This is a genomic window from Anaeromyxobacter dehalogenans 2CP-1 (assembly GCF_000022145.1).
Classification (GTDB): Bacteria; Myxococcota; Myxococcia; order Myxococcales; family Anaeromyxobacteraceae; genus Anaeromyxobacter; species Anaeromyxobacter dehalogenans.
This window is the reverse complement of record NC_011891.1, coordinates 3,504,993-3,527,635: the sequence shown is the minus strand read 5'-3', so window position 1 is coordinate 3,527,635 and position 22,643 is coordinate 3,504,993. Positions and strand designations below refer to the sequence as shown.

20 protein-coding genes are annotated in these 22,643 nt (G+C 76.1%); 7 read left to right on the top strand and 13 right to left on the bottom strand.

Annotated elements, in window-relative coordinates; translation table 11 throughout:
* The first annotated feature begins 35 nt into the window (after positions 1 to 35).
* A complete protein-coding gene (locus A2CP1_RS16030; protein WP_012634237.1) occupies positions 36 to 386 on the top strand; it encodes a hypothetical protein in 351 nt (116 codons plus the stop codon).
* 5 nt (positions 387 to 391) lie between these two features.
* Here A2CP1_RS16030 and A2CP1_RS16025 read toward each other — a convergent pair whose 3' ends face one another.
* Genes A2CP1_RS16025 through A2CP1_RS16015 form a run of 3 tightly spaced genes read right to left on the bottom strand, consistent with a single transcriptional unit; the run spans position 392 to position 3,443 of the window.
* The gene (locus A2CP1_RS16025; protein ID WP_012634236.1) at positions 392 to 1,246 is read right to left on the bottom strand and encodes a PfkB family carbohydrate kinase; all 855 of its coding nucleotides are present in this window, start codon (positions 1,244 to 1,246) and stop codon (positions 392 to 394) included.
* Positions 1,243 to 2,730: a M48 family metallopeptidase gene (locus tag A2CP1_RS16020; RefSeq protein ID WP_012634235.1), complete on the bottom strand. Its 1,488-nt coding sequence runs from the start codon at positions 2,728 to 2,730 to the stop codon at positions 1,243 to 1,245. Before A2CP1_RS16020 ends, A2CP1_RS16025 begins: the two co-directional genes overlap by 4 nt.
* A gap of 47 nt (positions 2,731 to 2,777) precedes the next feature.
* Positions 2,778 to 3,443 carry a class I SAM-dependent methyltransferase gene (locus tag A2CP1_RS16015; RefSeq protein ID WP_012634234.1) on the bottom strand — a complete coding sequence of 222 codons (666 nt, stop codon included), beginning with the start codon at positions 3,441 to 3,443 and terminating at the stop codon, positions 2,778 to 2,780.
* Positions 3,444 to 3,549: 106 nt separating this feature from the next.
* Here A2CP1_RS16015 and A2CP1_RS16010 point away from each other — a divergent pair, with 106 nt between their 5' ends.
* Entirely contained in the window at positions 3,550 to 3,933 is a 384-nt protein-coding gene (locus A2CP1_RS16010; protein ID WP_012634233.1) for a PilZ domain-containing protein, read from the top strand.
* Positions 3,934 to 3,951: 18 nt separating this feature from the next.
* Here A2CP1_RS16010 and A2CP1_RS16005 read toward each other — a convergent pair whose 3' ends face one another.
* From A2CP1_RS16005 to A2CP1_RS15995, 3 genes are all read right to left on the bottom strand, one after another.
* A complete protein-coding gene (locus A2CP1_RS16005) occupies positions 3,952 to 4,989 on the bottom strand; it encodes a ChaN family lipoprotein (protein ID WP_012634232.1) in 1,038 nt (345 codons plus the stop codon).
* Positions 4,990 to 5,194: 205 nt separating this feature from the next.
* Positions 5,195 to 5,830, bottom strand: coding sequence for a tetratricopeptide repeat protein (locus A2CP1_RS16000; RefSeq protein ID WP_012634231.1), 636 nt, complete (start codon positions 5,828 to 5,830; stop codon positions 5,195 to 5,197).
* Positions 5,831 to 5,895: 65 nt separating this feature from the next.
* A complete protein-coding gene (locus A2CP1_RS15995) occupies positions 5,896 to 6,585 on the bottom strand; it encodes a class I SAM-dependent methyltransferase (protein WP_012634230.1) in 690 nt (229 codons plus the stop codon).
* 121 nt (positions 6,586 to 6,706) lie between these two features.
* Between A2CP1_RS15995 and A2CP1_RS15990 the strand changes: the two genes are divergently transcribed.
* Positions 6,707 to 7,849 (top strand): esterase/lipase family protein, encoded by a 1,143-nt coding sequence (locus tag A2CP1_RS15990; RefSeq protein WP_012634229.1) that lies wholly within the window; start codon positions 6,707 to 6,709, stop codon positions 7,847 to 7,849.
* A 14-nt stretch (positions 7,850 to 7,863) separates the two neighbouring features.
* On the opposite strand, the gene A2CP1_RS15985 is transcribed toward A2CP1_RS15990, so the two are convergent.
* From A2CP1_RS15985 to A2CP1_RS15955, 7 genes are all read right to left on the bottom strand, one after another.
* Positions 7,864 to 8,454, bottom strand: a complete 591-nt coding sequence (locus A2CP1_RS15985) for a LutC/YkgG family protein (RefSeq protein WP_012634228.1) — start codon at positions 8,452 to 8,454, stop codon at positions 7,864 to 7,866.
* A complete protein-coding gene (locus A2CP1_RS15980; RefSeq protein WP_012634227.1) occupies positions 8,447 to 9,823 on the bottom strand; it encodes a lactate utilization protein B in 1,377 nt (458 codons plus the stop codon). Before A2CP1_RS15980 ends, A2CP1_RS15985 begins: the two co-directional genes overlap by 8 nt.
* Positions 9,820 to 10,563 carry a (Fe-S)-binding protein gene (locus A2CP1_RS15975; RefSeq protein WP_012634226.1) on the bottom strand — a complete coding sequence of 248 codons (744 nt, stop codon included), beginning with the start codon at positions 10,561 to 10,563 and terminating at the stop codon, positions 9,820 to 9,822. The genes A2CP1_RS15980 and A2CP1_RS15975 overlap by 4 nt, the downstream gene beginning before the upstream one ends.
* Before the next feature lie 67 nt (positions 10,564 to 10,630).
* On the bottom strand, positions 10,631 to 12,304 hold the full coding sequence (locus A2CP1_RS15970) for an L-lactate permease (RefSeq protein WP_012634225.1): 1,674 nt from the start codon (positions 12,302 to 12,304) through the stop codon (positions 10,631 to 10,633).
* Between the two features lie 13 nt (positions 12,305 to 12,317).
* Positions 12,318 to 15,203 carry an FAD-binding and (Fe-S)-binding domain-containing protein gene (locus A2CP1_RS23960; RefSeq protein ID WP_012634224.1) on the bottom strand — a complete coding sequence of 962 codons (2,886 nt, stop codon included), beginning with the start codon at positions 15,201 to 15,203 and terminating at the stop codon, positions 12,318 to 12,320.
* 132 nt (positions 15,204 to 15,335) lie between these two features.
* On the bottom strand, positions 15,336 to 16,052 hold the full coding sequence (btsR, locus tag A2CP1_RS15960; protein ID WP_245529804.1) for a two-component system response regulator BtsR: 717 nt from the start codon (positions 16,050 to 16,052) through the stop codon (positions 15,336 to 15,338).
* Entirely contained in the window at positions 16,052 to 17,734 is a 1,683-nt protein-coding gene (locus A2CP1_RS15955; protein ID WP_012634222.1) for a sensor histidine kinase, read from the bottom strand. The genes btsR and A2CP1_RS15955 overlap by 1 nt, the downstream gene beginning before the upstream one ends.
* Positions 17,735 to 18,014: 280 nt before the next feature.
* Between A2CP1_RS15955 and A2CP1_RS15950 the strand changes: the two genes are divergently transcribed.
* The 4 genes from A2CP1_RS15950 to A2CP1_RS15935 are packed head-to-tail and all read left to right on the top strand — an operon-like array spanning position 18,015 to position 22,639.
* Complete coding sequence (locus A2CP1_RS15950; RefSeq protein ID WP_012634221.1) at positions 18,015 to 19,307, top strand: efflux RND transporter periplasmic adaptor subunit; 1,293 nt, start codon at positions 18,015 to 18,017, stop codon at positions 19,305 to 19,307.
* A gap of 10 nt (positions 19,308 to 19,317) precedes the next feature.
* Positions 19,318 to 20,079, top strand: a complete 762-nt coding sequence (locus A2CP1_RS15945) for an ABC transporter ATP-binding protein (protein ID WP_012634220.1) — start codon at positions 19,318 to 19,320, stop codon at positions 20,077 to 20,079.
* Positions 20,076 to 21,305 carry an ABC transporter permease gene (locus tag A2CP1_RS15940; RefSeq protein ID WP_012634219.1) on the top strand — a complete coding sequence of 410 codons (1,230 nt, stop codon included), beginning with the start codon at positions 20,076 to 20,078 and terminating at the stop codon, positions 21,303 to 21,305. Before A2CP1_RS15945 ends, A2CP1_RS15940 begins: the two co-directional genes overlap by 4 nt.
* Positions 21,302 to 22,639, top strand: a complete 1,338-nt coding sequence (locus A2CP1_RS15935) for a TolC family protein (protein ID WP_012634218.1) — start codon at positions 21,302 to 21,304, stop codon at positions 22,637 to 22,639. The genes A2CP1_RS15940 and A2CP1_RS15935 overlap by 4 nt, the downstream gene beginning before the upstream one ends.
* Positions 22,640 to 22,643: the final 4 nt, after the last annotated feature.

Below are 22,643 nucleotides of genomic sequence, written 5' to 3'. Positions count from 1 at the left end.
GCCTAGCAGCGATCTCCCGGGTAGAATGCGGAATCATGGCACCTCTCCGGTGGATCCCCCGCGACGGCGGGCTGTGGCTCGACCTCTCCTCGGGCGGCGAGGGGGAGGGGACCTGGCTGGCGGTCCTCCCGCACGCCGAGCCGGGCTACTGGCGGCCGGTGTGCGTCCTCGTGCCGGGCGAGGAGGAGCGCGAGATCGGCGACGGCGTGTCCAGCCGCGAGCTGGCGCAGGACACGGTGGTGAAGTACGCGATCCAGGTGATCGCGGCGCTGCACGGCGTCTCGCCCGCGCACCGCGAGCCGGAGGAGGACGCGCCGTGGCCGCGGCGGACGCTGGGCCGGCTCTGGGCGCTGCTGGAGGCGACGGCGAGGGGCGAGGGCGGGTAGCGCGCTCACGCGCCGTCGAGCACCGGCACCGCCGCCGCGCGCGCGTGGGCCTCGCCCATGCGATCGAGCGCGCCGCCGCCGCGGGCCTCGACCGCGATGGCGCCGGCGGCCGCGCCGAGGCGGGCGGCGTCCACCGGGGCGTCGCCGCGCGCGAGCCCGAACAGGAACCCGGCCGCGAACGCGTCCCCGGCCCCGGTCGGATCCACCTCCCGCGCCGGCGAGACGCCCACCCGCCGCGCCCGCCCGCGCGCGATCACCTCGCACCCCCGCGCGCCGCGCGTCAGCACCACGATCGGCACCGCCCGGACCAGCCGCGCCACGAGGTCGCCCTGGCCGCGCAGGTCGTCCTCGCCGACGAAGACCGCGTCCACGCCGGCGAGCGCCCCCGGCGCCGGCTCCCAGCGCGGCTGCGCCACCTCGCCGCCGGGCAGCACTGCGCGCACCAGGCCCTGCATGCCCAGCCCGACCACGCGCGCCCGGACCGCTGCGGTGAACGCGGGCACGTCGATCTCTCCGAGCACCGGCGCCAGGTGCAGCACGTCGGGCTCGCGCCAGCCGCGGGGGAGCGCGCCCGGGTCGAGCGGCGGCGCCGCGGCCTCCACGCGCTGGGCGCGGACGCCGCCGGCGCCGTAGCGGTTCTCGAAGGCGGTGGTGCGCGGCGCGGGGAGGACGGCGGCCTCGAGCCCGGCGAGCGCCGCCGCCGGGAGCTCCGGGCCGGCCGCGGTGAGCACCCGCACGCGCGCGCCCAGGCCGCGCCAGGTGTGGCCGGCGTACCACGCGGAGCCGCCGGGCACCTGCGCTTCGCCGGCCCGGTCGAGCGTGACGTGCCCGCAGGCGAGGACCCGCGGCGCCGCGCTCACGTCGAGTCCTGCGGCGTCTCCACCGCGCGCCGCACCACCTCGGCGAGCCGCGAGCGGTCGGCGAGCGCCTCCTCCGCGACGTGCAACGGCGCCACCACCGCGCGCCCCACCGCGACCTCCACCGGGCGGCCGATCTCGCTGCGCCAGGCGCCGCCGCGCTCGACCAGCGACAGCGCCACCAGGGCGCCGAGCGCGTGCGAGACGATCCGCTCCACCTGGCGCGTGCGGTCGTCCACCGGGACCGAGGCGAGCGAGGGGTCGAGCACCAGCGCCGCGGCCTCGTCGTGCCGCCGCTCCAGCGTGGGCACCAGCGCGGCCAGCGCCCCCTGACCGGTCGCGGGCGCGCCGAACTCGGCGGCCACGCGGGCCGCGTAGGTGCGGCCGGCCCGCTCCACGCGCGGTCCGTACACGCGCGCGCCCACCTCGGCCCACGGCACCACCGCGAGCGGCCGCTCCCCCGCGCGCTCCGCCGCCACGCGCGCCCCGAGCTCGCGCTCCAGGCGCTCGGCGTTGAGCAGGAGACTGCGCGCGGGCCGCGCGTCGCGCGGGCGGCCGGCGTCCGGGAACGCGCGCGCGAACGCGAGGCGCGCGGCGAGGGGAGGGTGCAGGCCCTCCGGCTCGGCGGGCGTGCGGGCCAGCTCGCGATCCAGCGCGCCCGAGCGGCCCTGCTCGGTGAGCTCGGCCTCGTAGGCGCGGAAGCCGTCGTACAGGTTCTCCGGCTGGTGCCCCTCGGCCACGAGCGGCTCGACCTCGTCGGCCAGGAAAGCGGTGAACAGCACCGCGCCGCGCGCCGCGCGCTCCAGCGCCGCGAGGTGCGCGGCGGCCCCGGCCACCTGGATCGCGGCCCGGTCCGCCTGCAGCTCCTGGGCGCGCGCCAGGTGCAGCGTGGCGCGCAGGTACGCGGCGCAGAGCCGGCGGAACGGCGCCCCGGCGACGCCGCCGCGGCCGGGCGCCGACGCGCGCGTCAGCACCGCGCGCGCCCGGTGCAGGAGGCCGCCGGCGCGCCCGCCCGCGCGCCGGTGCCCGAGCTCGTGGGCCAGCGCCGCCTCCAGCTCCGACACGCCCAGCAGCGCGATCAGCCCCAGCCCGATCCCGAGCACCGGGTGCGCGCCGAGGCCGAGGACGCCGCCCTCCTCGATGGCCATCACCTCCACCCCGGCCACCAGGCACACGCGGCGCGGCGCGGGCGCGCCCACCCGCTGGGCGACCGTCCTCGCCAGCGCGACCAGCGCCGGCTGCTCGGAGGCGCGCACGTCGATGCCGGTGAGGCGCACCGGCGCGACGCGGAGCAGGAGGAGCCAGCGGATGACGAGCGCGGCCGCCGCCGCGGAGAGCGCGCCGAGCGCCCAGTGCCCGGTGGGGACGGCGAGGACCGCCCCCGCGGCGAGCCCGCCGGCGAGCAGCAAGGCGACGATCAGCCCCGCGGCGAGCAGGCCCAGCGCCAGGACGGCACGTGCGACGACGAGCGGGGCGCGGGCGGGCAAGCGGGCGGGACCTCCCCAGCGACGGATCGTAACACGCGGCCCGGCGCTCACCCCATGATCTGGAGCACCCGCGCGCCGCGCACCGCCGCGTCCTCGATCTCGACCGTGGTGGGCACCTGGAATTCCGCGACGACCGTGAACCCCTCGCGTGGCGCGTAGGTGCGGCCCGCGTCGCCGGCGAGCACCGTCACGCCCCGCCCGGCGAGCGCGCGGAACCAGGCGAGCGCGCGGGCGGCGAGCGGACCCTCGTAGAACACGTCGCCGGCGAGCAGCACCTCCACGCCCGGCAGCGGCGCGCCGATGGGGTCGCCGGACCGGAACGGGAGCGCGAGCCCGTTCAGCGCCGCGTTCGCGCGCACCGCCGCCTCGCAGAACGGGTCGACGTCCCAGGCCTCCACCTCGGCCGCCCCGGCGCGGACCGCGGCCAGGCCCACCAGCCCGCTGCCCGTTGCGAAGTCCACCACGCGGTGCCCGCGCACGCGCTCCGGCCGGTCGAGCAGGTGCCGCGCCAGCGCCTGGCCACCCGCCCACGGGAACGCCCAGAACGGCGAGTCGTCCCACCCCGCCAGGTCGCCGGCGGTGGCGTGCCACAGCGGGGTGAGCTCGCTGGCCTGGTGGAGCACGAGCTCCGGCACGAGCGGCACCGGCGCGGGCGCGGTGCGCGCGCGGACGAAGGCGACGAGCTCGTCGAGGGGGCGCGCCGGGGCGGACATGACCCGGCACGGTCGGTCCCGGCGGCCCCGGGGTCAAGCCCCGCGATGCCGCCGCGCTTGCGCCGGGCGAGCGGGTGGCGGGACAATCCGCGGAAGGGGGGAGTCCATGGCCAGCGTGCAAGGGCAGCCCGAGCGCCGCCGGTTCTCGCGCATCGCGTTCCACCGTCCCGGCGAGCTGCGCGCCGGGACGGCGCGGGTCGGCTGCGGCGTCCAGGACGTGTCGCTGAAGGGCGCGCGCGTGGAGGTCCCGGCCGCGTTTCCGGGCGCGGCCGGCGAGCCCTGCGCGCTCGTGATCCAGCTCGACCAGGGCGACACGCTCATCCGCATGGACGGGGTGATCGCGCACCGCGACGGCGAGGACGTGGGCATCCGGTGCACCGGGATCGACCTCGACAGCATCGCCCACCTGCGCCGGCTGGTGGAGGTGAACCTCGGCGACGAGGCGCTGCTCTACCGCGAGCTGGCGGCGCTGGTGGGCGGGGACGGCTGAGCGGCGCCCGTCACGCCGTCAGGGCGTGGCGGGCGGGGCGGCGGGCGCGGCCGGCGCCGGTTTCGCGGGTGGCTTCGCCGCCTTCAGGTGGGCGCGGAGCTCGGCGCAGGGATCGGGCCGCTTCTCACCCGGCGTGAACACCACCCAGTCGAACGGGAGCCGCCCCGCGTAGTCGGCGCCGTAGGTCGCCGGGTCCTCGCGGCCGGGGACCACCTCGCGGAACAGCACGCTCGCCACGGTCGCGCCGGGGTCGAGGTACGACGCCACCCCGCGGTCGGTCCGCGCATGGCCGGAGCCGGTGATGAGCACCGCCCCGGCCGCGCCGGCGCGCGCGAGCGACTCGGCCATCTGCGCGTCGCGCGCGCGCTGGCCGGTCACCAGGGGCTCGAGCATCGACTCCGGCAGCGCGCCGCAGTGCGACTCCGCCATCTCCTGGCGCATCTCGCGCGCCACGGCCTCGGGGAGCGGCCCCTGCCGCTCGATGCGCGCCCGGACCGGCGCGGGGAGGGTCTGGACGCCGCCGCGCGCCGCGGCCTGGATCTTCGCGCGCGGGAGGTTCGCGCCCTCGATGCGCAGGCGGGCGTCCAGCGCCGCCGCGAACACCGGGCGGTACTGCGCGAACGGCGGCCAGCCGCTCTCGTCCCAGCGCACCGCGCGCGACACGTCCTCCGGGGTCGGCCGCGGCGTCGCCAGCGCCGCGTCGATGGCGGGCTGCTGCTCGGTGGCGAGCATCTCGAACGCGATCGCCGGCCGCCTCCCGGCGGCGGTGAGCGCGCGGACGAGGCGCGCCTGGAGCACGTGGTGATCGGGGTTGTCGTGCGTCTCGCCGAGCAGCACCAACGACGCGCCGGCGAGCCCGGCCTCGAGCGCCGCCTCGTCGGCGAAGCGCCCGGCGCGGACGTCCCAGATGCGTCCGACCAGCGGGTGACCGCGATCGACGGCGCTGATCCAGGCGCGCCCGGGCGCGAGCGGCTGGGCGACGAGGGTGGACGCGGACGGCCGCGGGTGACAGGCGGCGGCGAGCAGGGCGGCGACGAGGAGGAGGGCGCGGTGCATGCCCCCGGAGCATAAGCCACCTCGCGCGGCTATCCAGCCCCGCGCGGCAGGAGCCGCGCCGCCAGCCCCGCGCGGCAGGAGCCGCGCCGCCAGCCCCGCGCGGCAGGAGCCGCGCCGCCAGCCCGGCGCGGCTGGACGCCGCGCTGCCCGCCCCCGCGCGGCCGGACGCCGCGGTCGCGGCGCCCCGGCCGGTGCGGCGGGCTCTCTACTTCTTCTTCGGCGGCGGCGGGTTCGCCTTGAGCTGCGTCAGCGCCTGCTGCGCCTGCTGCGCCTGCGGGCTCGTCGGCGCGGCCGAGATCACCTGGTTCCAGGCCTTCGCGGCCTTGTCCGCGTCCTGGAGATCGTGCAGGTAGACCACGCCGAGGTTGAACAGGCTCTGCACGTGCTTCGGATCGACCTCGTTCGCCTTCTTGAAGTTGGCGATCGCCTTGTCGAAGTTGCCGAGGTCCCGGTACATCACGCCCTGGTCGGTGAGGACGTCGGGGTTGTTGGGCTCGAGCTCGAGCGCGCGCCCGTAGGCCTCGACCGCCTTCTGCGCCTGGCGCGAGTCGAAGTAGTCGTTGCCGAGCTGGATCCAGGCGCGGACGTTCCTGGGGTCCTTCGCGACGATCTGCTCGGCGGCGGTGATGCGGGCCTGCAGGTCCATGCTGGCGCCGGGCGAGGGCATCGGCGCGGGCAGCCCGCCCATCCCGCCGGGCGGCATGGCCGGCATCGCCGGCGTGCCGGTGGGCGCGGCGACCACTGGGACGGACGTCACCTGATCCCGCCTCGAGGCCAGCTGGCCGATCAGGAAGCCGACCACGAGCCCCACGACGAGGGCGATGACGGTGTTACGGTTCACGCGGACCTCCTTCTTGGAAGGGCGCTGATGTAAGCATCACTCACCCCCTTCGCGCCAGCAGAAGATCACCCGTCCGTGACTGGGCGCCGGCCGGAGAAGACGGCGAAGTGGTGCCACTTGTACGCGCAGTCCACCTCCACGAGGCCGAGCGCGCGCAGCCAGCCGAGCTGGATCCCGAGCGGCGCGAGCACGTCCACCCGCGTCCGCTCCAGCGCCGCCTCGAGGTCCGCCTCGGCGAGGCCGCTCGCGCGGATGGCGCGGACCCAGAGCGCCCGGTCGCGCGCGGCCACCGCCGGGTCCTCGGCGAGCACGTTGTCGGCGTTCACCAGGATGCCGCCCGGCGCCAGCGCCGCCGCCGCGCGCGCGTAGAGCGCTCGCTTGTCGCCGTCGGCGAGGTGGTGGATGGACAGCGCCGACACGATCGCGTCCCAGGGACCGCCGAGCGGATCCCGCAGGTAGTCGCCGGTGCGGAACGTCACCTGGGCGGTCCGCCCGCCGAAGCGGGCCCGGGCGCGGTCCAGCATCTCGTCCGAGAAGTCGAGGAGCGTCACCTCGGCGGCCGGGAAGCGCGCCAGCACCTGCTCCGCCAGCAGCCCGGTCCCGGCGCCCACGTCCAGGATCCGCACCGGCCGGCCCTCGCCGAACGGCAGCAGGTCCACCGCCGCGCCGTAGAACCCGTCGAAGCACGGGATGAGCTGGCGGCGGAGCGCGTCGTAGCGCGCCGCGGCCCCGTCGAACACCTGCTTCACGTCCATCGCGGTGCCTCCGGCCGCGCATCATACGGCGCCGCGCCCCGGCGGACACGGGCGCGCACGCGCTCGGCGCACCCGCGGAAGTCCTGGCCCGCGGGCGGCGGACCGAGCGTAGACTCGGCCCGTGGCTCCGCGTCACCACGTCCTGCTCGTCCCGGGGTTCTTCGGGTTCGCCAACCTGGGCGACTTCACCTACTTCGGCCACGTGCGCGACCTGCTCGCCGAGATCGGCCCGGCGCACGGCCTGGACGGCGAGATCCGGGTGGTGCGCACCGCGCCCACCGCGACGCTGCGGAAGCGCGCCGCCCTGCTGGCCGAGGACGTCGCGCGCGTCCTGGACGGGCCCGGCGGCGAGGTGAGCGTGGTGGGCCACTCCAGCGGCGGGCTGGACGTGCGGCTGCTGCTCAGCCCCGAGGTGTCGCTCCCCACCGACGCCGACGTGGAGCGGTGCGCGCGCGCGGTGCGGTCGGTGGTCACGGTGTCCGCGCCGCACTACGGCACGCCGGTGGCCCACTTCTTCAACAACCTGCTCGGCCAGCAGGTCCTGAAGATCCTCTCCCTCGCCACGATGTACACGCTCCGCGCCGGGCGGTTGCCCGCGGGCGCCGCGCTCCGGCTGGCGGCGTTCCTGCGGCGGCCGGCGGCGCCGCCGGGCGGCGTGGTGGAGCAGCTCTTCTCCGAGCTGCTGGCGGACTTCTCGGGCGAGCGCCGGCGCGAGATCGAGGACTTCTTCGCCAGCCTGGGCGACGACCAGGACCTCGTCACCCAGATCGGCCCCGCCGCCATGGACGTGTTCAACGCCACCACCGAGGACCGGCCCGGGGTGCGCTACGGCTGCGTGATCACGCGGGCGCGGCCGCCTGGCCTGCGCTCCGTGCTGGCGGCGGGCCTCGGGCCGTACGCGCAGGCCACCCACGCCATGTACGTCGGGCTCTACCGCATCGCCTCCGGCACGCCGCTGGACCGCGAGCCGCCGCTCTCGATCGTGCAGGCGCGGCCGCTGCGGCTCGCCTACGGGCGCATCCCCGACGCGCGCGCCAACGACGGCATGGTCCCGACGCGCAGCCAGGTCTGGGGCGACGTGATCCGCGCGGTCTGGGCCGATCACCTCGACGTCATCGGCCACTTCGGCCAGCCACGCCACGTGCCGCCGCACTTCGACTGGCTGGCCTCCGGCACCGGCTTCACCCGCGGCCAGTTCGAGGAGACCTGGCGCGCGGTGGCGGCGTACCTGGGCGGCGGTTCGCGGCGGGTGCGCGGCCGCTGACCGGGACGCGGCGCTCAGCCGACCAGGAACACCGTGCACGAGCGCGCGCCGTGGGCGCCGATCACCAGCGCCTGCTCGATGTCGGCGGTCTTGGACGGCCCGGCCACGAACAGCCCGAAGCCCGGGCCGTCGAAGCGGATGCGCGCGTAGGCCTCGTGCAGGTCGTTCACGATCTCCGCGGCGGGGACCACCAGCGCGAGGTGCTGGGCGATCACGAACACCGCCCGGTGGCCGAGGTCCTCGCCGGCCACCCACACCGCGCCGTTCTCGGCGACCGCGAACCGGCCCGGGAGCACCGCCAGGTCCACGCCCTCGAGCTGGTGCGGATCGGCGACCTCCGCCAGGCCCGGCGTGCCGGCGCCCGCCTCCTCGACCCGCGACACCACGCGGCGGGCCTCGAGCCGCGCGGCGAGCGCCGCCACGGCCTCGCGCAGCGCCGCCGCGTCCGGCACCCGCTGGAACGCGCCGCCCACTGCCTGCACCGCCTCGCCGAGCTGGAGCGCGAGGTCCGCGTAGGGCGTGCCGCGCACCGGCTCCGATGGGAGCCCGGGATCGGGCGGCGCGGCGCGGCGGAGCGCGGCCAGGATCTCCTCGCGGCTACCCACGGCCGCCTCCCCGGGTGCGGCGCCAGGCGTCGCGGAAGCTCTCGGCCGGCGCGGCCGGCAGCTCGCGCTGGCGTCCCCACGCGTTCCAGCGGCCGTAGAGCAGCGCGCGCGGGAGGTGCCGGAGCGCGAGGCGCGCCAGGCGCCCGGCCAGCTCGTACAGGGCGCGGTGCCCGAGGATCCACCCGCCGAGGCGCATCGCCAGCCGCTTCGCGAGCGGCTGGCCGCCTGCGCGCACCACCTCGCGCCGCCGGGCCAGGAGCTGATCGTGGAGCGGGATCTTCACCGGGCAGACCGCGCCGCAGGAGCCGCACAGGCTGGACGCGAACGGCAGCGAGCCGTGCGCGGCCGGATCGCGCCCGGGGGCGAGCACCGAGCCGATGGGGCCGGGGATGGTCCAGGCGTAGCTGTACCCGCCGCTGCGGCGGAACACCGGGCAGGTGTTCATGCACGCGCCGCAGCGGATGCAGGCCAGCGCGCCCCGGAACTCCTCCTCGGCGAGCAGGCGCGAGCGGCCGTTGTCCACGATCACCACGTGCAGCTCGCCGCCCGGGCGCGGCGCGTGGAAGTGGGTGGTGTAGGTGGTCACCGGCTGGCCGGTGGCGGAGCGCGCCAGGAGGCGCAGGAAGACCGAGAGGTCCGCGAGGCGCGGGACGATCTTCTCCACGCCCATGCAGGCGACGTGGAGCGGGGGCAGGTGCGTGCCCATGTCCGCGTTGCCCTCGTTCGTGCACACCACGATCCCGCCGGTCTCGGCGATCGCGAAGTTCACGCCGGTGAGGCCCGCCTGCGCGGCCAGGAACTTCTCGCGCAGGTGCGCGCGGGCGGCCTGGGTGAGGTAGGTGGGATCCGAGGCGCCGGCGGTCGTGCCGAGGGTGCGGTGGAACAGCTCGCCGATCTCCTCCTTCTTCTTGTGGATGGCGGGCAGCACGATGTGCGAGGGCGGCTCGCCGGCGAGCTGGACGATCCGCTCGCCCAGGTCGGTGTCCACCACCTCGATGCCGCGCGACGCCAGATAGGGGTTGAGGTGGCACTCCTCGGTCAGCATCGACTTCGACTTCACCACCCGGGTGACGCCGCGCTCGGAGAGGATCCGGTGGACGACCGCGTTGTGCTCGTCGGCGTCGCGGGCCCAGTGCACCCGGATGCCGCGCCGGGTGGCCTCGCGCTCGAACTGCTCCAGGTAGTCGGCCAGCCGGGCCCGGGCGTGCGCCTTCACGCCCGCGGCGCGCTCGCGCAGCGCCTCCCACTCCGGCACCGCCGCCGCCATGCGGTCGCGCTTCAGGCGCACGAACCAGAGCGCCTGGTCGTGCCAGTGCGCGCGCGGCTCGTCGGCCGCGAAGCGCGCGGCGCGCTCGGCGTGCCCGGTCACGCGGTCGCCTCCGCCAGGATCTCCGCCACGTGCCGGAACCGGAGCGGCAGCCGCGTCCGGCGCGCCAGGCCGTCGAGGTGCATGAGGCAGGAGACGTCGGTCCCGGTCACCACCTCCGCCCCGGCCGCCAGGTGGTCGGCGATCCGGTCGCGCCCCATCAGACAGGAGACGGCCTCCTCCGCCACCGCGAACGTGCCGCCGAACCCGCAGCACTCGTCGGGCCGGGAGAGCGAGACGAGCTCGATGCCCTGCAGCCGCGAGAGGAGCAGCCCGACCTTGCTGAACCGCGGCTCCATCCGCTCGCTCGGGCTGCCCAGGCCGAGCTCGCGCAGCCCGTGGCAGCTCTGGTGCAGCCCGACCTTGTGCGGGTAGCGGCCCGGGAGCTCGCCCACCTTCAGCACGTCGGTGAGGAACTCGCACAGCTCGAACGTCCCGCGCCGCAGCCGATCGAAGCCCGGGGCGCCGGACAGGAACGCGTCGTAGTGGTTGCGGACCATCGAGACGCAGCTCCCGGAGGGCGCCACCACGTGGTCGTAGCCCCCGAACACCTCCAGGAAGTGGCGCGCGAGCGGCGCGGCGTCGGCGGCGAAGCCGGCGTTCGCCATGGGCTGGCCGCAGCAGGTCTGCTCCTCGGGGAACACGACCTCGACGCCGAGCCGCTCCAGCACCCGCACCGTCGCGTGAGCGACCTGCGGGTGGAGCTGGTCCACGTAGCACGGAACGAACAGCGCGACCTTCACCGGGACCTCCGGCGCGAGTGTGCCCGGATCCCGCCCGGCGGTGAAGCGGGATGCGGGCGGGCCTGCGCTAGTGCGGGATGGGGACCATGCCGGTGAACACGTAGGCCTGGAGGAACACCACCACGCCGACCAGGCAGGCGAGCACGAGCGAGTGCCAGAACACGTAGCGGAGGATGATCCCCTCGTGGCCGTGCTGGCCGGTCGCGACCGACGCGACCACGATGCTCTGCGCGTCGATCATCTTGCCCATCACGCCGCCCGAGCTGTTGGAGGCCGCCGCGAGGATCGGGTTCATGCCGATCTGCTGCGCGCTCACCACCTGCAGGTTGCCGAACAGCACGTTCGACGACGTGTCGGACCCGGTGAGCGCCACGCCCAGCCAGCCGAGCAGGGGCGAGAAGAACGGGAACAGGTGGCCGGTGGAGGCGAACGCGAGCCCCATGGTCGAGTCCGACCCCGAGAAGCGCGTGGTGAACCCGAGCGCCAGCATGGCCGCGATGGTGACGAGCGAGAAGCGCACCCGCTTCAGCGTGCCGAGGTAGGTGCGGAGCAGCGCGCCCGGGCCGAGCTTCAGGACGAGGCCGGAGACCACGCCGGACAGCAGCAGGCCGGTGCCGGTGGCGGAGAGCAGGTTCAGGCTGTACTTCGCCGCCTCGGGCGCGAGCGCCTTCGACACCGGCGGCGCCTTGTGCACCAGGTTGTGCAGGAACGGCACCTCCCAGGTCGGGTTGAAGATGCCGTTCATCCAGGCCTTCACCGACGGCAGGCCCCACGCGAACACGAACACCGAGAGGATGATCCAGGGGAGCCACGCCACCAGCGCCTCCGCGCCGGTGGGCGCCCGGTGCGCGGCGGCGGCGCCGACCGACTTCCGGGCCGCCAGGGCCGCGTCGGAGTCGCGCTCGTCGTGGAAGCGCCACACGGTCCGGGGCTGCCAGACCTTCAGCAGCAGGTACATCGCGAGGAGCGACACCGCGGCGGCCACGATGTCCACCAGCGAGGGGCCGTAGAAGTTGGACACCACGAACTGCGGGACCGCGAAGAACAGGCCGGCCACCAGGCAGGCCGGCCAGACCTCGACCATGCCGCGGAAGCCGGACATCGCCCACACGAGCCAGAACGGCACGATGAGCGAGAACAGCGGGAGCTGGCGCCCGGTCATGGCGGACAGCGCGAGCTCGTTCAGGCCGGTCACCTTGGCGAGCGTGATGATGGGGGTGCCGAGGGCGCCGTACGCGACCGGCGCGGTGTTGCCGATGAGCGCCAGGCCCGCCGCCGGCAGCGGCTTGAAGCCGAGGCCGATGAGCATGGCGGCGCTGATGGCCACCGGCGTCCCGAACCCGGCCGCGCCCTCGATGAACGCGCCGAAGGAGAAGCCGATGAGCAGCACCTGGATGCGCCGGTCGGAGGCGAGGCCGGCGATGGTCTCCTTCACCACCTCGAACTTCCCGGTCCGGACGGTGATGTCGTAGACGAAGATCGCGTTCAGCACGATCCAGCCGATCGGCAGCAGGCCGAACGCGGCGCCGTTCAGCGCGGCCGCGCCGGCCATCGACGCCGGCATGCCGTAGACGCCGATCGCGATGCCGAGCGCCAGCACCAGGCCGATCAGCGCGGCCCAGTGGGCCTTCACGTGGAAGAAGGCGAGCGCGCCGAGCAGCGCGACCACCGGGATGGCGGCGACGAGCGCCGAGACGATCAGGCTCCCGGCGACGGGGGTGTAGATCTGGGTCCAGCTCATCGGGCGATCTCCTTCACGGTGCGTGCATGCGGGGGACGGGGGGCTCGAGGTCTCGGCCGGCGCGCGGCGACGCGCAGCGGTCCACCAGCCAGGCCAGCGGGCGGTACGGCACGCCGGCGTGCAGCGACAGGCCGATCTCGCAGGTGCGGCTGGAGGAGAAGCCCGCGGCGCAGCCGGCCGGCAGCGCCGCCGCCAGCGGCGCGAGCGCGGAGGCGTTCAGCTCGGGGTGGGTGAACCCGCGGTCGCCGGCGAAGCCGCAGCAGCCGACCTCGCGCGGGATCACCACCTGCTCGGCGCAGGCCTCGGCCACCGCCCGGAACGCCGGCGCGAGCCCGAGCTTCACCGCGCTGCAGGGCACGTGCACCGCCACCGGCCCGGGCACGCGGGTGAGCGACACGCGCGGCAGCACGAGCCGCTGGATGAACTCGACCGGATCGTGGATGGCGAGCCGCCCGCCGGCCGCCTTGCGCATGCGGTACACGCACGGGCTGGTGTCGAACACCACCGGGTGCCGGCCGCCCTCGCTCGCCTCGAGGAGCGCCGCCTCCAGCTCGCGGCCCTTGCGGTCCGCCTGCGCGGGCCAGCCCTTCGACTCGAAGGGCATCCCGCAGCACAGCCCCTCCAAGCCGGGCGGGAACACCGCGTCGAAGCCGGCCTTGCCGAGCAGCGAGAGCATGGCGGCGTGGACCTCCACGCCCTCCGCGTCGCCGCGGGCCGGGCCCATGGTGCGCGCGACGCAGCTCGGGAAGTACACCACCCGGTCGCCCCCGCGGCGCGTCCCGTCCAGCCGCGGGGCGCGGGCGGCGCGCGGCGTGGCCTCGTTCCAGACCGGCAGCCGGCCGGCGCTGAGCCGGTGCAGGCCGCGGGTGAGGCCGGCGAGCGCGGCGGTGCCGAGCACCGCGTGCGCCGCGGACGCGAGCCGCAGCCCGGCGCGCGCCCCGGCGGCCACCGCCGCGAACCGGACGGCGGCGAGGTCGGCGGCCGCGCCGCCGTCGGCGTGGGCCTGCGCGCGCAGCCACTTGGTGTGCTCACCGGTGTCGATGCCGACCGGGCAGGCGGTGGCGCACAGGCCGTCCACCGCGCAGGTCTGCTCGCCCAGGTAGACGTAGTCGTGCTCCAGCCGCTCGAGCGCGGCCGGGTCCTCGCCGGTGACGCGCAGCCGGGCGATCTCGCGCTGGGCCACGATCCGCTGGCGCGGGGTGAGGGTGAGGTCGCGCGACGGGCAGCGCGGCTCGCAGAAGCCGCACTCGATGCAGCGGTCGAGGATCGGGTGCGCGTGCGGGAGCGCCTTCAGGGCGCGCAGGTGCGCGCGCGGGTCGTCGTTCAGCACGACGCCCGGGTTGAGCAGGCCGCCGGGGTCGAGCAGCCGCTTCACCCGCCGCATCAGCCCGGTGGCCTTCGCGCCCCACTCCAGCTCCACGAACGGCGCCACGTTGCGGCCGGTGCCGTGCTCCCCCTTCAGCGAGCCGTCGTACCTGCGCGCCACCATGGTGCAGACGTCGTCCATGAACCGCGCGTACCGCTCCACCTCGCCCTCGGCGCCGAAGTCCGGCGTGAAGACGAAGTGCAGGTTCCCGTCGAGCGCGTGGCCGAAGATGATCCCGTCGTAGCCGTGCGTCGCGAGCAGCCCCTGCAGCTCCACGGTCGCGTCGGCGAGGTGGCGGATGGGGAACGCCACGTCCTCGATCACCACGGTGGTGCCGATGGGCCGGGCCGCGCCCACCGCCGGGAACAGCCCGCGGCGCACGTCCCAGAGCCGCTCGTACTCGGCCTTCACCGCGGTGAAGCGGACCGGCGCGAGCGCGCGCACCGGCGCCATGCGCGCGAGCAGCGCCTCCACCTGCGGGCCGAGCTCGGCGGGGGTGGCGGCGCGGGTCTCGATGAGCAGGGCCGCCGCGCCGTCGGGCAGCCCGGCCAGCTCCGGCGGCATGCCGGGCTTCGCCTCGACCGAGCGCAGCGAGGCCCGGTCCATCAGCTCGACCGCCGCGACCGGGCCGCCCTGCAGGAGCATGGTGGCGCGCGCGGCGTCGCCGACGCCGGCGAACAACGCCAGCGCGCTCGCCTTGTGCGCGTGCTCCGGGACGGTGTGGTAGGTGATCTCCGCGATGAAGCCGAGCGTCCCCTCCGACCCGATCAGCAGGTGGAGCAGGACGTCGAGCGGGTCCTCGAAGTCCACGAACGCGTTCAGCGCGTAGCCGGTGGTGTTCTTGATCCGGAACTTCTCGATGATCCGGCGGCGCAGCGCGGGGTCGGCCTCGATCTCGGCGCGGAGGACGCGCAGCCCGTCCACGATCTCCGGGCGCGCCGCGCGGAACGCCTCGCGAGACGCCGGATCGTCGGTGTCGAGCACCGTGCCGTCCGCCAGCACCAGGCGCATCGACGCCACGGTCCGGTAGCTGTTCTGGGCGGTGCCGCAGCACATCCCGGACGCGTTGTTCGCGGCGATCCCCCCCACCATGCACGCGCCGATGGAGGCCGGGTCGGGGCCGAGCTTGCGCCCCAGCGGCGCCAGCACCGCGTTCGCGTCCGCGCCGACGACGCCGGGCTCGAGCGCGATGCGCGCGCCGCCGTCCAGCACGCGCATCGCGCGCCAGCCTCCGGTGACCCGCACCAGCACCGAGTCGGTGACCGCCTGGCCCGACAGGCTGGTGCCCGCGGCGCGGAACGTCACCGGCGTGCCGAGGCGCGCCGCCTCGGCGAGCACGCGGCGCACCTCGTCCACCGTCCGGACCTCGACCACGAGGCGCGGGGTGAGGCGATAGAAGCTCGCGTCGGTGCCGAGCGCGAGCCGGCGGAGCGGGTCGGTGACGAGCCGCTCGCCGGGGAGGTGTCGCGCCAGCGCCTCGTGGAGGCGGAGGTAGGGCTCGGGGAGCGCGCGCACGTCGTCTCGGTGGGCCATGGCGGGCGGACGCGCATCGCACCACGTCCGCGCGGGGCGGCGCGGGCGTTCCCGCGACCGGCGGCGGGCGCGCGGCGACCGGTCGCCCGGCGGAGGCGACCGGAGGGGTCCCGAGGGCCCGGCGGGGGCGGATCAGATCCCGAGGCGCGCGCGCACCTGCGCCAGGTGGCGCCGGCTCACCGGCACGTCGTGCCCGCCGCGCGTGCGGATCACGGCCGCGCCGGGGTCCGAGGCGTCGCCGGGGCGGATCTCGTCCACGCGGTCCGCGTTCACGAGGTGCTGCTTGTGACAGCGGAGCAGCCCCCCGCGCTCCTCCAGCACCTTCAGGGTGAGCTCGGTGAACAGCTCGCCCTGCGCGGTGACCACGTGCACGCCGGCGGGGCCGGAGCGGACGAGCTCGATCTCCGCGAGCGGGACCAGCTTCACCGCGCGGCCGGCGAGGCAGGGCACGCGCGTGAGCGGCGGCGCGAGCGGCGGGGCGGCGCGCGCGACGCCGGCGCGGGCGCGCAGCCGCTCCAGCGACCGGCGGAGCCGGTCGGGCGCCACCGGCTTCAGCAGGTAGTCGGCGGCGCTCTCCTCGAACGCGCGGAGCGCGAACGCGTCGTGCGCCGTGACGAACACCACCGCCGGCAGGTCGTCGGGGTCGAGCATGCCGAGCAGCTCGAACCCGTCCACCACCGGCATCTGGACGTCGAGGAACAGCACGTCCGGCCGCTCGCGCCGCACGGCCTGCAGCGCCTCGACCGCGTTGCCGCAGTCGGCCGCGATCTCCACCTCGCCGGTGGCCTGGAGCAGCGCGCGCAGCTCGGCCCGGGCGTTGGGCTCGTCGTCCACGATGACGGCGCGCATCACGCGGGACGCTCCTCGAACGGCACCCGCACCGACACGCGCGTCAGCGCGCTCGGCGTGCAGGAGACGGTGACCCCCCACTCCGCGCCCAGCAGGTTCTTGATGCGCCGGTCCACCAGGCTCATGCCCATCCCGTCGGCGCCGGCCCGCGGCGCGTAGGCGCCGGCGTCGTCCTCGATCTCGATCACCGCCGTGGCGCCCTGGCGGTAGGCGCGGATGCGGGCGGTGGCCTGCCCGAGCGTCGCGCCGAGGCCGTGCTTCACCGCGTTCTCGATGAGCGGCTGCAGCGTGAACGTGGGCAGCCGCAGCCGCAGCAGCGCCGGGTCCACCTCGGTGAGGACCGCCAGGCGGTCGCCGAAGCGGGCCTTCTCGATCTCCAGGTAGGCGCCGGCGTGCTCCAGCTCCTCCTCCAGCGTGGAGAGCGGGGCGGAGCGCTTCAGGTTCTTGCGGAACAGCGCGGAGAGGTGGCCGAGCAGCTCGCGGGCACGCTCCGGGTCGGTGCGGGTGACGGCGTGCACGGTGTTGAGCGCGTTGAACAGGAAGTGCGGGTCCACCTGCGCCTGCAGGAGCTTCAGCTCCGTGAGGACGAGCAGGCTCTTCTGCTCGTGGAAGCGGGCCCGCAGGAGCTGGTCGGAGAGCAGGTCGGCGATGCCCTCGCCCAGCGACCGGTTCAGCCGCCGGAACCGGGTGCGCGCGGTCTCGAGGAGCTGCACCGTCCCGATGGCCGCGCCGTCCACCACCAGCGGGATGACCACCGCCGAGTCGAGCGGGCAGGCCGCCGAGACCGCGCAGCGGTAGTGCTCGTGCTCGCCGTCCGCGAACACCACCTCGTGCCGCTCGATGGCGCCGCGGGTCAGCGGCGAGGCGATGGGCAGGCCGGGCCGGTGGTGGTCGGACCCGCGCCCCACGAACGCGAGCACCGTCTCGGTGTCGGTGATGGCCACCGCGCCCACCCCGGTCTCCTCCTGGATGATGGAGGCCAGCTCGCCGGCGACCGAGCGATCGAAGCCGCGCGCGAGGGGGCCCAGCGTCCGCTCGGCGATCCGGAGCGCCTTCGCGGAGGTGGCGGCGGCCAGGCGATCGTAGCGCTCGTGGCGGTCGCGCAGCAGCGTCATGAACAGCGCCGCGCCCACCGAGTTCGCCAGGATCATGGGCACGCCGATGCCCTCCACCACGCGGACCGACTCGTGGAACGGCCGGGACACGGCGAGCAGCAGGCCCATGTGGAGCGCCTCGCCGGCGGCGGTCACCGCGAAGGCGAGCTTCCAGGAGATGAGCCGGTCCGGCGCGGCCGAGGCGAGCCGCCGGTGCACCAGCCCGCCCATCAGCCCCTCCAGCGTGGTGGCGATGGCCCCAGCGCCGGCGGTGAAGCCGCCCAGGGTGAGGCGGTGCGCGCCCGAGAGCAGGCCCACCGCCACGCCCACCGCCGGCCCGCCCAGCATGCCACCCAGGACCGCGCCCACGGCGCGGGTGTTGGCGATGGCGCCGCCCGCGAGCGGGAGGCCGAGGTAGGTGCCGAGGATCGCGATGCCGGTGAAGAACAGCAGCAGCGAGAGCTTGGCGCGGGGCCGCAGCCAGTCGGTGCGGGCGGGCCGGAAGGCGCGCGAGCGCGAGTAGAGGTGGAACAGGACGAAGAAGACCGCCATCGCCTCGAACAGCGTGAGCAGCAGGCGGCCCATCATCGCGTTCCGGTCCTCCGGGCCGCCGCGGCGGGCGGCGGGAGCGCGACGATAGCGCCCGGCGCTCGGGGGGCGCAAACGAGGGCCCGGGATCGGTCCGCCGCGGCCGTGGGGGCGTCCCGTTGCCGCGGCGCCCCCGCGGCGGCCCGAGGCCGGTTAACCTTCCGGTGCTTCGGGGGTACTCCCCGCGGCGCGCGATGCCGGCCCGCGAAGCACGCGGAGGGTCGCGCGCCGGCAACGACGATGCGGCGCGGCCTCCGGCCGCCCGGGAGACACGCACACCATGACGCGCCGGAGACTGACGTACGCCGGGGTGGCGATCGCCGCCCTCGCCGCGCTGCTGGGCCTGTGGCGCTGGCGGTCCGCCAGCAGCGCCGGCGAGGTCCACTACGAGACGGCCAAGGTGGATCGGGGCCGGGTCGTGGCCAAGGTGACCGCCACCGGGACGCTCTCCGCCCTGGTCACCGTCCAGGTCGGTAGCCAGGTGTCCGGTCGGATCTCGGAGCTGCGCGCGGACTTCAACTCGCGGGTCCGCAAGGGCGAGGTGATCGCCCGCATCGACCCGCAGCTGTTCCGGGCCGCCGTGGCGCAGGCGAAGGCGAACACCGTGGCCGCCGAGGGCAACCTCGCCAAGGCGCGCGCGCAGGCGGCGGACGCCGACCGGCAGCTGGGGCGGACCCGGCAGCTCGCCGAGCGCAACCTGGTCGCGGCCGCCGACCTCGACACCGCCCAGGCGAACGCGGACGGCGCGCGCGCCGGGGTGCAGGCGGCGCAGGGCACGCTGGCCCAGACGCGGGCCGCGCTCCAGCAGGCCCAGGTGAACCTGGGCTACACCGACATCGTCTCGCCCACCAACGGCGTGGTGATCTCGCGCAACGTGGACGTGGGCCAGACCGTGGCCGCGTCGCTCCAGGCGCCCATCCTGTTCGTCATCGCGGAGGACCTCGCCAAGATGCAGGTGGACACCAGCGTGGCCGAGGCGGACGTCGGCCGGCTGCGCGCCGGCATGCCCGCCACCTTCACCGTGGACGCGTATCCGAACGAGGTGTTCTCCGGGACGGTCCGCCAGGTCCGCAACGCCTCCACCACCGTCCAGAACGTGGTGACCTACGACGCGGTGGTGGACGTGGCCAACCCCGAGCTGAAGCTGAAGCCCGGCATGACCGCCACCGTGACGTTCGTGTACGCGCAGCGCGACGACGTGCTCCGCGTACCCAACGCGGCGCTGCGCTTCCGCCCGCCGCCCGGCCTGAAGCGCCCGGTGCAGGGCGCGCAGGCGCAGGAGGCGGCCGCGCCGGCGGGGCAGGGGGCACGGGCCGCCGCGCGGCCGGACCGGAGCGGCGGGGACGGCGCGCGCGCGCGGCCGGAGGGCGGCCGGACGGTGTGGGTGCTGCGCGGCGAGGCGCGGGACCCGGTCCCGGTCGCGGTGCAGACCGGGATCACCGACGGCAGCGCCACCGAGCTCGTCTCCGGCGACCTGCGGGAGGGCGACGCGGTCGTCACCGACGCGACCGGCGGCGCCGCGAGCGGGCGGCAGGGCGGCGGCGGCGGGGCCATGCGCCGCGGGCCGTTCTAGGGGGCGCGACGTGGCCGAGACCCCGCTCATCCAGCTCGAGGACGTCTGGAAGACGTACGCCATGGGCGACGTCGAGCTGCACGCGCTGAAGGGCGTGTCGCTCGCCGTCGAGCGCGGCGAGTTCACCGCCATCATGGGCGCCTCCGGCTCGGGCAAGTCCACCCTCATGAACCTGCTCGGCTGCCTGGACCGGCCCACCCGCGGCCGCTACCTGCTGGAGGGGCACGACGTCTCCGGCCTGTCGGCCGACGCGCTGGCGGCCCTGCGCAACCGGACGCTCGGGTTCGTGTTCCAGAGCTTCAACCTCCTCTCCCGCACCAGCGCGCTCGAGAACGTGGAGCTGCCCATGATGTACTCGGGCACGCCGGGCGCCGAGCGCCACCGCCGCGCGCTGGAGGCGCTCGCGCAGGTGGGCCTCTCCGGGCGCGCCGACCACCACCCGAGCCAGCTCTCCGGCGGCCAGCAGCAGCGCGTCGCCATCGCCCGGGCGCTGGTGAACCGCCCGCGGGTGCTGCTCGCGGACGAGCCCACCGGCAACCTCGACTCGCGCACCAGCGTGGAGGTGATGGCGATCCTCCAGGCGCTGGGCGCGACCGGGATCACGGTGGTGCTGGTGACGCACGAGAACGACATCGCCGCGTACGCCTCGCGCGTGCTGGTGATGCGCGACGGCAAGCTCCGCTCCGACACGCGGCAGGCGCCGGTGGCGGCGGTGCCGCCGCCCGCCGACGAGGCCGGCGGCGCGGACGGGCGGGAAGGAGGCGCGGCGTGAACCTGCTCCAGACCCTGCGCGTGGCGCTGCGCGCGCTGCGCCGCTCCAAGATGCGCTCGTTCCTCACCGCGCTCGGGATCGTCATCGGCGTGGCCGCGGTGATCGCCATGGTGGCGCTGGGCGACGGGGCCCGCGCGCAGGTGGCGAAGACGTTCGAGTCGATGGGCTCGAACCTCCTCATGGTGCTGCCCGGCAGCACCACCGCCGGCGGCGCCCGCGGCGGGTTCGGGAGCCTGCCCACGCTGACCTGGGACGACCTGCGCGCCATCCAGAACGAGGTCCCCTCGGTGCGCTACGCCGCGCCGCAGCTCCGCACCACCGCCTCGATCCAGTCGGAGGACCTGAACTGGACCACCTCGGTGACCGGCACCGGCGCCGAGTTCTTCGCCATCCGGAACTGGCCGGTGGCGCAGGGTGCGCTGTTCGGGCCCTCGGACGTCGACTCCGGCACCAAGGTGATCGTGCTCGGGAAGACGGTCGCCGACGAGCTGTTCGGCGCGGGCGCGAGCCCGGTCGGCCAGCAGGTCCGCGTGAAGAACGTGCCGTTCCAGGTGGTGGGCGTGCTCGCCGCCAAGGGCCAGTCGCCCATGGGCCAGGACCTCGACGACGCGGTGTTCGTGCCCTACTCGACGTACCTCGCGAAGGTGCAGGGCGGCCTGAAGAACCTCATCCCCGGGGTCATCGCGGTGAGCGCGCTGGACTCCGCCTCGACCGCGCGCGCCGAGCAGCAGGTGCGCGCGCTGCTCCGCGACCGCCACCGGCTGGCCGACGGGGCGGACGACGACTTCTCGATCCGCAACCTGGCCGAGTTCGCGAGCGCGCAGAAGGAGGGCACCGCCACGCTCACCACGCTGCTGCTCGCCATCGCGGCGGTGTCCCTCGGCGTGGGCGGCATCGGCATCATGAACATCATGCTGGTGTCGGTGACCGAGCGCACCCGCGAGATCGGCGTCCGCATGGCGGTGGGCGCGCGCGCGCGCGACGTCCTCCTGCAGTTCCTCGCCGAGGCGCTGGTCCTCTCGCTCGCCGGCGGCGTGGTGGGGGTGGCGCTGGGCCTCGGGATCTCCTTCTGGATGGCCCGGGCCTTCGGCTGGCCGGTCATGTTCCGCGCCGACGTGGTGCTGATCGCGGTCGGCTTCAGCGGGCTGGTGGGCGTCGCGTTCGGGCTCTACCCGGCCCGCCGCGCCTCCCGGCTCGATCCCATCCAGGCGCTGAGGTTCGAATGACGAACGCCCCGCGGCTCGCTGCCCTCCTCCTGTTCGCCCCGGCGCTGGCGCTAGGGCAGGCCGCCCCGCCGCCGGCCGCTGCGCCGCCTCCGGACGCGCCGGCCACCGACCGGCCCGGGGCCCGGCGCGTCCTCTCGCTCGAGGAGGCGGTGCGCACCGCCCGGGCACACCAGCCGCAGCTCCGCTCGGCGCGCGCCGCCACCGACGCGGCCCTCGCCCGCGCCGACCAGGCCCGGGCGCCGCTCCTGCCCCAGCTCACCGGCAGCGCCGGGCTGGGCCGCACCACCGACAACTTCGCCGGGAAGCCGGGCGGCGCGAGCTGGGGCACGAGCGGCACGTTCGACGCGCGCGCGGTGCTGAGCCAGACGCTCGTCGATCTCGGTCAGGTCGCCCGCTGGCGCGCGGCCGGCGCGAGCGCCGACGCGCAGCGCGCCACCGAGCGCGCCACCGAGCTGGACGTGGTGGCCGGCGCGCAGTCCGCGTTCTTCGTGGCGCGCGCCGCGCACGCGCTGGTGCGGGTGGCCCGCGAGACGCTCGACAACCAGGAGGCGCACCTGCGCCAGGTGGAGGCGTTCGTGCAGGTCGGCACGCGCCCCGCCATCGACCTCGCCCAGGCGCGCGCCGATCGCGCGACCGCGCAGGTCCAGCTGGTGCGCGCGGAGAACAGCTACGAGAACGCGCGGGCGCTCCTCGCCCAGGCCATCGGCCTGGACTGGCCCGCCGACATCGAGCCGTCCGACGAGGCCATCGCGCCGGTGCCCGGCGAGGACGGGCCGCTCGCGCCGCTGGTCGCGGAGGCGTCCTCGGCACGGCCGGAGCTGGCCTCGCTCGAGGCGCAGCGCCGCGCCGGGGCGCGCTCGCTCGACGCCGCGCGGGCCGAGTGGCTGCCCACGCTCTCGGCGCAGACCGCGGTCACGGACGCCGGCACGCGCCCGGACGCGGACGGCCTCAACTGGTCGGCCACGCTGAACCTGGGCTGGAACCTGCTCGAGGGCGGCGGCTCGCTGGCGCGGGCGCGGGAGGCGCGCGCCAACCTGGCGGGCGTGGACGCGCAGGAGGCGGCGCTCCGCACGCAGATCACCGTCGACGTGGACGCCGCGCGCCAGGGCGTGCAGACCGCGCGCGCCGCCGCCGGGGCGGCCGACGAGGCGCTGGTCAACGCGCGCGAGCGCCTGCGGCTGGCCGAGGGCCGCTACCAGGCCGGCGCGGGCAGCATCATCGAGCTGGGCGACGCGCAGGTGGCGGCCACCTCCGCCGGGGCGCAGGTGGTGCAGGCGGAGTACGACCTGGCCTCGGCGCGCGCGAGGCTGCTGCGCGCGCTGGGCCGCGGCTGATCGC

Excerpts from the sequence above, each read along its gene's own strand:
- A2CP1_RS16030 (WP_012634237.1), top strand. The coding sequence starts at position 36 with ATGGCACCTCTCCGGTGGATCCCCCGCGACGGCGGGCTGTGGCTCGAC.
- A2CP1_RS16015 (WP_012634234.1), bottom strand. The coding sequence starts at position 3,443 with ATGTCCGCCCCGGCGCGCCCCCTCGACGAGCTCGTCGCCTTCGTCCGC.
- A2CP1_RS16010 (WP_012634233.1), top strand. The coding sequence starts at position 3,550 with ATGGCCAGCGTGCAAGGGCAGCCCGAGCGCCGCCGGTTCTCGCGCATC.
- A2CP1_RS16005 (WP_012634232.1), bottom strand. The coding sequence starts at position 4,989 with ATGCACCGCGCCCTCCTCCTCGTCGCCGCCCTGCTCGCCGCCGCCTGT.
- A2CP1_RS15995 (WP_012634230.1), bottom strand. The coding sequence starts at position 6,585 with ATGGACGTGAAGCAGGTGTTCGACGGGGCCGCGGCGCGCTACGACGCG.
- A2CP1_RS15970 (WP_012634225.1), bottom strand. The coding sequence starts at position 12,304 with ATGAGCTGGACCCAGATCTACACCCCCGTCGCCGGGAGCCTGATCGTC.
- A2CP1_RS23960 (WP_012634224.1), bottom strand. The coding sequence starts at position 15,203 with ATGGCCCACCGAGACGACGTGCGCGCGCTCCCCGAGCCCTACCTCCGC.
- btsR (WP_245529804.1), bottom strand. The coding sequence starts at position 16,052 with ATGCGCGCCGTCATCGTGGACGACGAGCCCAACGCCCGGGCCGAGCTG.
- A2CP1_RS15955 (WP_012634222.1), bottom strand. The coding sequence starts at position 17,734 with ATGATGGGCCGCCTGCTGCTCACGCTGTTCGAGGCGATGGCGGTCTTC.
- A2CP1_RS15950 (WP_012634221.1), top strand. The coding sequence starts at position 18,015 with ATGACGCGCCGGAGACTGACGTACGCCGGGGTGGCGATCGCCGCCCTC.
- A2CP1_RS15935 (WP_012634218.1), top strand. The coding sequence starts at position 21,302 with ATGACGAACGCCCCGCGGCTCGCTGCCCTCCTCCTGTTCGCCCCGGCG.